The sequence below is a fragment of the Bradyrhizobium sp. genome, from assembly GCF_030654605.1.
Taxonomy (GTDB): domain Bacteria; phylum Pseudomonadota; class Alphaproteobacteria; order Rhizobiales; family Xanthobacteraceae; genus Bradyrhizobium.
Genome location: NZ_JAURXB010000253.1, coordinates 1 through 11,191 on the forward strand (window position 1 = coordinate 1; position 11,191 = coordinate 11,191).

The window sequence follows — 11,191 nt, forward strand, 5'->3', positions numbered from 1 at the left end:
CAGCAGTTTGATCTCACCGGCAACCAGCTCAGGGGCAGGTTCTACGATCTTGCCGGCACCAGCAAATCGCTCACGCCGGGTGCTACCTATGCGGCAACGTTCGCATCGCGCAGGATCGTGTTCCGGGTCGATCCCCAGGCCAAGCCCGGTCCGACGCCGATCGTCGGCCGTCTGTTGCGGTTGGAATAGGCTTTGCCGGGCATCCAACCTTGAACATCGGGCGCAAGACGCGGGACGCCATTGCCTTCGCCGCCATCGTAGTGGTTTGCGCCGCGGTCTCCGTCTCGCCCCTGTTCAACATCACCCACGGACTGTCGATTGATATTCTGACGGCGCTGCGCTGGGAGATGTTCGGCAGGAGGCACGATCCCGCCGCCTCGCCGGCGGTCGTGGTCGCGATCGACGAGGAAACCTACCAGGCGCCGCCGTTCAAGGGCTCGCCATTGGTGACATGGACCGGCGAGATCGGCCGCGTTCTCGGCGCGGTCGTCGAGGGCGGCGCCAAGGTGGTCGGCTTCGACATCGTGTTCGAGAAGTCGATCGAGCAGTCCGAGATCCCGTTCGGCGGCGGCCTGTTCGGCGAAAAGGTCCGCGGCTTCGACCGGGATTTTCTTCGCGCGCTCGCGACGGCCTCAACCGCCGGCAAGGTGGTGCTGGGGGAAGTGTTGCGCGGCGACCAGCCGATCCGGCCCTCGCCGGGGCAGCGCATCGCGGTTCGCCAGCAACAGAACCTGCGGGCGCTCAACGTCCATACCGACCCCGATGACATCGTCCGCCGACTGCCGCTGACGTTTACGGTGGACGGCAAGCCGGTGCCCTCGATGGCGCTCGAGCTGGCGTCGCGCGCGCTCGACGCCAAGCCGGAATTGAAGGCTGACGGCACGACCGCCCTCGCCGGCTACCGGATTCCGGGCGCGGTGCGCAGCACGATGACGCTCAATTTCGAGGGCGGCGCGGACGACATCCCGACCTATTCGCTGGCTGACCTGACCGCCTGCGCCGCCAAAGGCGACAAGGATTTCTTTCGGCGCCAGTTCGAAGGCAAGGTCGTCATCCTCGGCACGGTCCTGGGGTCGGAGGATCGCATATCGACGTCGAAGCGATTCACCACCGGGATCGAGGGCGCGCGGGCGCCACGCTGCGCGCTGGCGGAGCAGCCGGTCACCGCCCGCTTCCAGCGCCGCGACATCGCCGGCGTCTATATTCACGCCACCGCCGTCAACAACCTGATCTTCCGCGACGCGGCCGTCGAACTCGGCCGGCTTCCGACCGCGCTGATCGCGGCCCTGCTCGCGGCGTTTGCCGCCATCGCCGCGCGAACGCTCAAGCCGGCCGGCGCGATGCTGGCGTTTCTCGGGGCGTTCGCGGTTTACGTGATCGGAGCCGCCGCGACATTCAACCAGGCGCTGGTGCTGCCGCTCAGCGAGCCGTTCATTGCCGGCTTCGCCGCGCTGGCTGCCATGGTCGGCTATCGCTTCAGGATTGCCGACAAGGACCGCCGGCTGCTGCAGAAGAGCTTCGCGCTGTACCTCGCCCCCGACGTGATCGAGCGCATGCTGGCGTCGAACAAGCTGCCGGTGCTGGGCGGCGAAACCCGCCATGTAACGGTGCTGTTTTCCGACCTCGAGGGTTTTTCGCTGATCGCGGAAACGATGTCGCCCGAAGCGCTGATGGCGCTGATGAACGAGTATCTGTCCGAAATGACCGACATCATCGAAGGCTATGGCGGTTATGTCGACAAATACATCGGGGATTCCATCGTCGCGGTGTTCGGCGCGCCGGCCGACGATGACGACCATGCCAGAAACGCGCTGCGTGCCGCGCTTGACTGCTGCACGCGCCTCGACGAACTCAATCGCAGCGCCGCTGCGTTCGGCGGCAGCAAGGTGGCGCAGCGCATCGGGATCAATTCCGGGGACGCGCTGGTCGGCAATTTCGGCTCGCGGCGGCGCTTCAATTATTCGGTCATGAGCGATGCGGTGAATCTCGCCTCGCGGCTGGAGGGCGCCAATAAATTCTACGGCACCACCGTGATCGCTTCCGAGACCACGGTCGCCTTGACCGGCGAAACATTCGCATGGCGCGAACTCGACACCATCCGCGTCAAGGGCCGCACCAATCAGCTGAAGATCTACCAATTGCTGGCGCTGGCGGCGGAGTTGACGCCGGCGCAAGCCGCGGTCACGGCGGACTACGCCAGGGGCCTCGCGCACTGGCGCGCCGGCGAGTTTGCGCTCGCCGAAAAATGTTTCGAGCAGGCCGCCGAAACCGACCGGCCATCCCGGATGTTTCTCGAGCGGGCGAAGATCCAGGCGCAGCAGCCGCCATCGGGCGAATGGGACCCGGTCCGGACGCTGCAGGAAAAGTGATCAGAATCCGACACCGATCATCGCACTGCCGCCGCCGCTGCGGCCGCCACTGACGATGCTCGGCCGGGCCACGGCCTGCTGGCGCGCGCGCGGGGCGTCCTGCGCCGTCTTTGCACGCTGTTCACGATCCGATTGGCGGCCGCCCTGCTTCCGGCGCGACCGCGCATCGTCCTCGTCATTCCTGGTGCGCGCGGCGACGGCGGGCGATGCCTTCGGCTTCTCGTCGGCGACGCAGATCTCGCCCTTCAAGGTCTCGCCGGACCGGCACTCGATCGGGCAGACGCGCGTAGTGTGCTTGGCCAGTTCCGCAACCAGGCCCTCGGTGACGCTGGCATTCTCCGCCGGCTGGCCCTCGATCGAGAGGTAGCGGCCGAGCGCGGTCCTGGTCGTGGGGTTGAGAGTGCCGTCGATCTTGCCGGTCAGGCAGCCGAGGCGGATGAGCTGGGCTTGAGCCGCCCGCAGCAACTCGGGCGAATTGGGCAGCGCCGCAGCGCGCTTGGCCACCTCGGCGTTGAACTTGTCGAGGCTGGCGACAACCAGCGGTCCGAGCCGGTCGCAGCTGACGGTCCTGGAGAAAGACTTGAGGTCCTCGAGGCCGGAGCCCTCGGTGCTCTTGGCGATGATTTCTTCGAGTTTGGTTTGTTCGCTCTTGCAGGCGGCTTCGCGGGCAGCCGCCATCTCCGCCTTTTTGCGCGCGGCCTCCGCCTCTCTCGCCTGCTTTTCGCTCGCCGCCCGCAGAGCTGCGGCTTCCGCGGCTGCCTTGTCTCGCTCGGCCTGGTCGGCCTTTTGTCTGGCCTCCGCGGCCTTGCGCTCGGCTTCCACAGCCCTGGCCTTCTGTTCGGCTTCCGCGGCTTTGGCGCGGCGTTCCTCTTCCTCGCGTTTCTTCGCCGCCGCCAGTTCTGCCGCGGCAGCTTTCGCTTTCTCGGCCGCTTCCGCCTCGCGCGCGCGGCGTTCGTCCTCTTCGCGCTTTTTTGCAGCCGCCAGTTCGGCCTTTCGTTGCTCAGCCTGCCGAAGCGCTTCCTCCGCGGCCTTGCGCGCGGCCTCGCGCGCCGCACGCGCCTGGTCCTCGCGCTCCTGGGCAGCCTTTTTGAGCAGATCCATCCGCTGCTGGGCGGTGATGGATAAAGGTGAATCCGGATAGCGCTTGATGAATCGCTGCAGCGCCGCCGGATCGGTTGAGTCCTTCAGCCTGTCCCACTCCAGCGCCTCCTTCGAGGAGGATTCGCGGCTGGAGGGTACACCCTGCGGCGGGAGAGCGGCGACGGTCATGTTCGCCGGCGGCGCTGGGCTCGGGTTCTCCAGCTGCGCGCGCGCCAGATCGGCGTAGAAGCCGGTCGGATGGGTCCCCAAAAACACCTCCCAGGCGCGGCGCGAACCGATTTTCTGAACCAGTTCATAGTCGGCCTTGACGTCGCTTGCGGGGGCGTCCTGCGCGCCCGCGGGTGCCGGCACCAGCGAGATATTTCCGCCGCCGAGCGAACCATAAACGAACGGCTCCTGCCGGTTGCCGGTGGTCTTCAATACCTCGTCCCTGACGCGACCGAAGGCAAGCCGGACGTCGAGACCGGGCACGGTCAGGTTTTTCAGCACCGCCGCGGTGAAGGGGCTGTGCCGGCCGTCACCGTCGTCGGCGGTGGAGCCGGCCTTCGCCGCATAAGCAATCAAGGTGTCGGTGCTGGTCGGCTCCACCCTGCCGAGACCCGAAGTCACCGCGCGATTGGCGAGCTTGCGCTCCCTGCGCATGGTGGGGACGAAAGGATTGTCGCGGCAGGCGTCCAGAATGACGAGACGCAGGCGCTTGGCGCCATCCGCCGACGACACCAGCCGCTCCAGCAGTATAGCCTCGTCGTCCGCGTCGCGATCGCTGGCGAGCCTTGCGTCGATCGGGATGAGGTAATTGGTTCCGGCGAGCTCGAGTCCGTGACCCGCGTAGTAGACGACGGCGATGTCGGCTTGATCGGCCGATGTTTCGAACTTGCGGATCGCGCGCTTGAATTCGAGATTGCCGACGTTGATCTGGACCTCGACGGAATCGAAGCCCGCCTCCCTGAACATCCTGGCCACGGCGTTCGCATCCCGCGAGGGATTGGCCAGTTGCGGAACGGTTTGGTAGCTCGAATTGCCGACGATCAAGGCAACGCGCTTCTCCGCCCATGCGGCCTCGGAGGCCATCGCAACAATGGCCCCTCCGATCAGTGCCGCCAATGATATGAGGCGCTTTATCATTTTTCTGTCGAAACCGGCATGGCGGGCGGCTGGCCCGAAATCCATTGACCCACCAAAGCAATATCTTCTCCGTCCTCCCCGATCAACGGGCTGCGACTGACGCAGACGGATCATTCAATCTGCCAAATCCGGTACCGGGCGCGGTGTGACGTGAGTCACTTGCAAGGCTTCCGGAAACCGGCGGACCAACATTCAGCCCATCGGCCCTATTCATATGATGGGTGGTTTGCAGGTAGCTGGGTCTGTTGCTGTGGCGCCGATGTTACAGGGCGCGAAATTCACAGGGCAAATCCCGCGCGGTCGCTTCGTTACGCTTTCGGCTCGCAAAATGCTGTCTTAGATTTTGCGCGACGGCCGCGTATTTTGCGTTGATTCCAATTTTTTCCGGGACTGGGGATTCGAATGACCGCTTTTCGCATTGCAAACTTGCGCGTGCTTGCCGGCAACGGGATCAGGATTTTTGCAGGCGTCGCATTTGCCGCAATGCTGTCGGCACCGACGGCCGCGACGGCGCAAAACTGCAACGTCACCAATATCGCAGGGCCCGGCGGAATCGGCGTGCCGCCCGGGACAACGGGACCCGGCGCCGGCATCCTCGGTCAGTTCACCAGCGCCTTGTCCGCGCAGATATCGGCGGCGACCAGCAACGCCAATACGGTTTTCCAGGCGGGACAGGGCAGCGCCTTCGTGTCGGCACCGGGCAATCCTCCGCCGAACTCCCCGGGTGGCGGAGTCTGGGGACGCGCCACCGGCGGCCAGGCCACGGTGACGGGGACGTCGACCACCCAAACGCGGAATCAATCGCCGCCCGCCACCCTCGATCAAACCACGACGGTCAACTGCAACAACCAGATCCGTGAAAACTATGCCGGCTTCCAGATCGGCGCCGATGCGGCGAGGCTGAACTGGAACGGCTGGAATCTGCACCTCGGCACCACCGCCGGCTATCTGGAATCCAATTCGACGTCCCTCAATAATGGGTTCTCCAGCAACATCCAGGTGCCGTTTGTCGGCACCTATGCGGTCGCGACCTACGGCCGGTTCTTCGCCGACGCGCTGCTGAAGCAGGACTTCTACAATATCGCGCTGAGCAATGCCGGCGCCGGCTTCTTCTCGCAGCCGATCTCCGGTCGCGGCACGTCGTTCGCGGTCAACGCGGGTTACAATTTCGCGATTGCGAACAACTGGTTCATCGAGCCCTCGGCCGGTTTCACATATGCCAGGACGAGCTTCGACTCCTTCTCTGCAGTCGGTCAGCCCGGCGTGGGACAGGGCGCCAACATTTCCGGCACCGTGAAGGTCGACGACATCACCACCCAACTCGGCCGCCTCAGCCTCCGGGTAGGTACGTCGGTTCAGTCCGGAAACCTGGCGCTCACGCCCTTCTTCACGGCAAGCGTTTTCCACGAATTCGCGGGCAACGTCACCTCGAACTTCGCGACCTGCGCGAACTGCAGTTTCTTCGGGCCGGGCGTGCCGGTGCCGGGCGGATTCTCGCCGGCAACCTTCACGGCGTCCACGACAACCTCGCGAGTCGGAACCTACGGCCAGTATTCGCTCGGCATCGCCGGGCAGGTCGTCAACACCGGCTGGCTCGGATTTGCGCGCGTCGACTACCGCAACGGCGAGACCATCGAGGGCTGGTCGGGCACCGCCGGCCTCCGCTACCAATTCACGCCGGAGCTGCTGGCGACGGCGATGCCGACCAAGGCCCGGGTCAAGGCGCTGCCGCCGGCCGTAACCTACGTGAACTGGACCGGGTTCTATATCGGCGCCCATGGCGGTGGGGCCTACGGGCGCGACCATATCGGTTTCACGGGTTATCCTCAGGTCGCCAACACGCGCACTGCCGGATTACTCGGCGGAGGTCAGATCGGCTACAACTACCAGCTCGAGAACCGGTTCGTGCTCGGCGTCGAAGGCGATGCAAGCTGGGCCGACATCAAGGGCGGCCGGACCTGCGGCACCGATACCGGGCTGGACGCGAATGGCAACCCCGGCGGCTTCAGCCCGTTCTTCCTGACCTGCAACTCGCGACTGAACTGGCTGGCATCGGCGACCGCCAGGCTCGGCTATGCCTGGGACCGCTCGCTGCTCTACGTCAAGGGCGGCGCCGCTTTCACCAACGAGACCGTCTCGGCCAATTGCATCGTGGGACCGTTCAACGTGCCCGGCAATATACGCACATGCAACAACCAGGCCGGCGTCCTGATCAACAGCATTTCGACCTCGGGCAACCGCGTCGGCTGGACCATCGGCTTCGGCGGTGAATTCGCGCTGACCGCCAACTGGTCGGCCAAGGCGGAATACAGTTACATGGACTTCGGATCGCGAACCGCCCTTGCCAGCGACGGCACCACCTTCCTGACCTCAGGTACCGACCTGCAGGTGACCAAGGTCGGTTTGAACTATCGTTTCGGCCCCGGTACGGTCGTCGCCAAGTTCTAATCGCGCTCGAATTCATCCCGATGTGATGCGGGCGGTCGCGTCAAGCGACCGCCCGCTTGTATTTGTCATCCCGGCCAAGCCCCCTCGTCTCGACAAGCCCGGTCAAGGTCGTATAGACGACCCTGCGCGCATCCCTCCCCCCGGCGCGCTCGAGACGAGCCAAAATCCGATGACCAGCCCCAAGCGATATGACCGGATCGCCTTCGTCGCGAGCCAAGGGGCGGAGGCGCAGGCGGCGCTGGCCCAACTGACGGCGCTGTACGGCGATCATGATCCCGCTGACGCCGACGTCGTGGTGGCGCTCGGCGGCGACGGCTTGATGCTGCAGACGCTGCACCAGCACATGCGCTCGGACAAGCCGATCTACGGCATGCATCGCGGCACCGTCGGTTTTCTGATGAACGAATTCAGCACGGTCGACCTGCACGCGCGCCTGGCCGCAGCGAAGGAAACCGTAATTCATCCGCTGCTGATGCGCGCCACCGACGTGCATGGCGTGGTGCACCTGCATCATGCCATCAACGAGGTGTCGCTGTTTCGCCAGACCCATCAGGCAGCGCGCCTGCGGATCCTGATCGACGAGCAGCCGCGCATGCCCGAGCTGATCGCCGACGGCATCATGGTGGCGACGCCGGCCGGATCGACCGCCTACAATCTGTCGGCGCAGGGCCCGATCCTGCCGATCAACGCCGCGCTGCTGGCGCTGACCCCGATCAGCGCGTTCCGGCCACGGCGCTGGCGCGGCGCCCTGCTCCCCAACACCGCCTATGTCGTGATCGAGGTGCTCGAAGGCGACAAGCGCCCGGTCGCGGCGGTGGCCGACCACGACGAGGCGCGCGACGTCCGCCGGGTCGAGGTGCTCTCGGACAAGACCATCTCGATGCGGATGCTGTTCGACCCCGGCCACAGCCTGGAAGAGCGCATCCTGAGAGAACAGTTTGGGTATTAAAATACCATTATCCAGCGCGCCCCTTTCTTTGCATGGGGTCGTTTTCAAGATTTTGGGTCGAGGCCCCGCGGCAACCATTCGTTAACCGGCGCCGCGATATGGTTAACGCCGGGTATACCGTTGCTGGTCTGCCCTCAGGGCCGCGCCATGTTTCGCATCGACTTCAACAAGCTGCGCTTTCTCGTCTGCGACGACAATCCGCATATGCGCCGCATCCTGCGGACGCTGCTGCATTCGTTCGGCGCGCGCGAGGTGTACGAGTCCGAGGACGGCGCCACCGCGCTGGAAATGTACAGCCATTATGTTCCCGACATCGTCATCACCGACTGGTCGATGCCGATTTTCGACGGGCTCGAACTGGCGCAGATGATCCGGCAGCCGGACTCCAAGGGCAACCCCTACGCCCCCATCATCATGCTGACCGGGCACTCCGAGAAGCGCCGCGTCACCGTGGCGCGCGACGCCGGCGTCACCGAATTCCTGGCCAAGCCGATCTCGGCCAAGGGGCTCTATCAGCGCATCCTCAACGTCGTTGCCAATCCGCGCCCGTTCATCAAGACCAAGACCTATTTCGGCCCGGACCGCCGCCGCAATACCACCAATACCTATATCGGCCCGGAGCGCCGCATCGGCGGCGAGGTCGAAGTGATGCAGCAGCCGTCGCTGCTCGACAAGGCGCGGTCCACCGTCTAGCGCGAGAGCCCGAGGAATCCATCATGGCGAAAAGCAAGTCCGCGACGGTGCAGATCTCGACCTTCGCCGACCACCACGTCATCACCCAGCCAAATCCGCTGCGAAAGGTGCTGCGGCGCGTCGCCGAACGGGACCTCGACGATCCCATCGCGCGCGCCGAAAAGGCGCTCGCCGGCCTGTCGGGTGAATTCAAGAACTGGATGACCATCGAGGCCGACCGGTTGTCGGACGCCCACGCCGCCATCCTCCGCGATGGCTTTAACGATGTCACGCGCGAGGAGCTGTTTCGCGCCGCCCACGACATCAAGGGCGACGCCGCCACGTTCGGATTTCCCTCCGCCGGCGCCGCCGCCGAAAGCCTGTGCCGGATCATCGAGCACGCGCCAGACCTCGACGAGGTGCCCTCCAACCTGATCGCGCATCACATCAACGCCATCCAGGCCATCGTGCGCGAGCGCACCAAACTCGACACCGCCGCCACCGCCGGCGAATTGAGCAAGCAACTGCGCGGCATCGCGGACGTCTTTCTCACCCACGCCAATCGCGACCGCCCCGAACATCTCGAAGCCGTGCTGGCCCCGAGCATCGTGCCGGCGGAGTGAATTGCTGTCGTCCCTGCTAACGCAGGGACCCATAATCCCGGTCGTCCGTTGTCCGGTCGAGACGCTTCAACAGGCCGCTATCATCTTCCAAAATTATTGGCGGCACGGCGTATGGGTCCCTGCGTTCGCAGGGACGACAGCTGAATGTGTCGATGCAGGGTCGCTACGCCGCGATCAGTTCGTGCTGGAGCGGCGCGATCGCTTCTTCGGCGATCAGTTCGTCGCAGAACATGCGGGCTTCTTCCCGGGCGGACTCCGTCGCGAAGCGGCGCAGCAGGATCAGGAGCGGCTCGGCGGCCTGCGGATCGGTTTCGCAATGCGTCAGCACGCGCTCCACCATGCGGCGGCGCAACCTGGCCGCCCCGCCGATGCTGTCGACGAATCCGGTCTCCTGGCAGACCTCGAGCGCCATCTGGAACGCCGCAAAGGTCGATGGCGGCAGCCCGGCGCGGCGCAGCAGCGCCTGCAGGCTGGCGCCGCCGCGGTCGTGCAGCAGCGCGGAGACCCGCGCCAGCGGCAGGTCGGACAATTCCGCCAGTGCGGCATCGAACAGTTCGAGATTGCCCGACAGCAACGCGCGCAGGATCAGGCCTGCGGTCAGCTGGCCGGTGGCGCGCAGATGGCGCACCAGGCCGCACATGTCCTCGCCGCGCGAACGCGCCGCGATGTTGACGGTAGAGCGATCGCGCGCCTCGCTGGCGATCCGCCCTGCCCGGTCGGCGCTGAGCCAGTTGCGGGCAACCACGAACTTCGCCAGCGTGTCCGACAGTTTGGCGACCAGGGCGACCCGCGTCGCGGCCGGCAAATCCTCCAGCACCAGCATCGATTCCCGGATCGCGGCGAGATGGCCGTGGCGTTCGACGATGCGGTCCCATGAGAACGGCGCAAGCTCGGCATAGGCGTTCTCGATCAGCTCGAGCGCCGCTGCGGCTGAACCGACTTCGGCGATCGCGGCGCACACCGAGGGCGGCAGATTGATGCGGCGGGCGATGGCGCATTGCATCTGGCAATTGCCTGTTGCGACGATGTCGACGAGATCGGCGTCGATCAGCAGCGGGGAATGTTCCAGCACCGGAAGTGCGACCGACGTCTGGTCGAGCGACAGCGCCTGCACGATGCCGGCGGGCGCCTCGGAGCTGCGCCCAAACACCTCGGCCATGGCCTGGCGCACCAGCGGCGATGCATCGTCGAGCAGCATCAGGAGCGCGCCTTCGGCGGCGGCGCGATCGTCCTCGGACAAATCCGAAATCAGCCAGGCCCGCGCCAACGACCGCGTTGCCTCTGCCCGCTCGCCTGCCGGAGCGGTACGTATCCAATTGATAAACTGCCGAACAATCATGACCCTGGAGGCCTACGCAACCTGACGACACCGTGACGCGATGCCACTGCAAGAGAAAATAAACCACGCCGCTTAACAAAGGGTTCACCATAAACGGCTGGTTTTATTGACGTTTTGTTAAGGGAGCGGCGACCGGATGCAGCGGCGTTCCCCGGACGCAGCGCAGCACCATAAGCGCGTTCACGCGCGTCTTCGACGCGCTAGGGTGATGCGCTGCAGATCCGGGGTCCATGGCTCAAGGGGAAAAGTGTGGGTCCCTTCTCTGCGAAGCAGCGCTACGCGCTGCATCGCGCCCGGGACACGGGACTAGCTGAAGGTACCGAGGCGATCGCTGAAGAGATCGAGTCGGCCTGGCGGCCGGACTTCGGGTTTGCGTCCGGAAAGAGATTGCGCTGCATTCGTTGACGAAGCCGACGTCACGCTCGCGACCGAGGTTGCTGACGCGCCCGAAGTCAGCGACGAAGAATTGCCCCACAATTCCTGAACCGCCGGCGAGACCGGTTGCGCGCGATCGCCGGCCTGGAACAGGGAACGAAAGATCGGATCGGTCGGCTGCGGTGGTGTC

General features: G+C 65.2%; 7 protein-coding genes and 2 pseudogenes. 6 read left to right on the forward strand and 3 right to left on the reverse strand.

Annotated features, from left to right (window positions below; all coding sequences use genetic code 11):
• Both Q7U29_RS22615 and Q7U29_RS22620 read left to right on the forward strand, forming a co-directional pair.
• Window positions 1–189, forward strand: a pseudogene (locus Q7U29_RS22615) (hypothetical protein); the annotation flags it as partial.
• Window positions 190–209: 20 nt separating this feature from the next.
• On the forward strand, window positions 210–2,369 hold the full coding sequence (locus Q7U29_RS22620) for a CHASE2 domain-containing protein (RefSeq protein ID WP_304744986.1): 2,160 nt from the start codon (window positions 210–212) through the stop codon (window positions 2,367–2,369).
• Here Q7U29_RS22620 and Q7U29_RS22625 read toward each other — a convergent pair whose 3' ends face one another.
• Window positions 2,370–4,595 (reverse strand): caspase family protein, encoded by a 2,226-nt coding sequence (locus Q7U29_RS22625; RefSeq protein ID WP_304744988.1) that lies wholly within the window; start codon window positions 4,593–4,595, stop codon window positions 2,370–2,372.
• Between the two features lie 402 nt (window positions 4,596–4,997).
• On the opposite strand from Q7U29_RS22625, the gene Q7U29_RS22630 reads away from it, so the two are divergent.
• The 4 genes from Q7U29_RS22630 to Q7U29_RS22645 all read left to right on the forward strand — a co-directional run bounded on the left by Q7U29_RS22630 (window position 4,998) and on the right by Q7U29_RS22645 (window position 9,287).
• Window positions 4,998–7,043: an autotransporter domain-containing protein gene (locus tag Q7U29_RS22630; protein ID WP_304744990.1), complete on the forward strand. Its 2,046-nt coding sequence runs from the start codon at window positions 4,998–5,000 to the stop codon at window positions 7,041–7,043.
• Window positions 7,044–7,212: 169 nt separating this feature from the next.
• Window positions 7,213–7,992, forward strand: coding sequence for an NAD kinase (locus Q7U29_RS22635; protein ID WP_304744992.1), 780 nt, complete (start codon window positions 7,213–7,215; stop codon window positions 7,990–7,992).
• A 147-nt stretch (window positions 7,993–8,139) separates the two neighbouring features.
• Window positions 8,140–8,685 (forward strand): response regulator, encoded by a 546-nt coding sequence (locus Q7U29_RS22640; RefSeq protein WP_304744993.1) that lies wholly within the window; start codon window positions 8,140–8,142, stop codon window positions 8,683–8,685.
• Window positions 8,686–8,708: 23 nt separating this feature from the next.
• Window positions 8,709–9,287, forward strand: coding sequence for an Hpt domain-containing protein (locus Q7U29_RS22645; protein WP_304744995.1), 579 nt, complete (start codon window positions 8,709–8,711; stop codon window positions 9,285–9,287).
• Window positions 9,288–9,450: 163 nt separating this feature from the next.
• Here Q7U29_RS22645 and Q7U29_RS22650 read toward each other — a convergent pair whose 3' ends face one another.
• A complete protein-coding gene (locus tag Q7U29_RS22650; protein ID WP_304744996.1) occupies window positions 9,451–10,626 on the reverse strand; it encodes a DUF2336 domain-containing protein in 1,176 nt (391 codons plus the stop codon).
• Window positions 10,627–10,932: 306 nt separating this feature from the next.
• A pseudogene (locus tag Q7U29_RS22655) lies at window positions 10,933–11,191 on the reverse strand (lytic transglycosylase domain-containing protein); the annotation flags it as partial.

Coding starts and splice junctions, on each gene's coding strand:
- Q7U29_RS22625 (WP_304744988.1), bottom strand. CDS start 4,595: ATGATAAAGCGCCTCATATCATTGGCGGCACTGATCGGAGGGGCCATT.
- Q7U29_RS22630 (WP_304744990.1), top strand. CDS start 4,998: ATGACCGCTTTTCGCATTGCAAACTTGCGCGTGCTTGCCGGCAACGGG.
- Q7U29_RS22635 (WP_304744992.1), top strand. CDS start 7,213: ATGACCAGCCCCAAGCGATATGACCGGATCGCCTTCGTCGCGAGCCAA.
- Q7U29_RS22640 (WP_304744993.1), top strand. CDS start 8,140: ATGTTTCGCATCGACTTCAACAAGCTGCGCTTTCTCGTCTGCGACGAC.
- Q7U29_RS22645 (WP_304744995.1), top strand. CDS start 8,709: ATGGCGAAAAGCAAGTCCGCGACGGTGCAGATCTCGACCTTCGCCGAC.
- Q7U29_RS22650 (WP_304744996.1), bottom strand. CDS start 10,626: ATGATTGTTCGGCAGTTTATCAATTGGATACGTACCGCTCCGGCAGGC.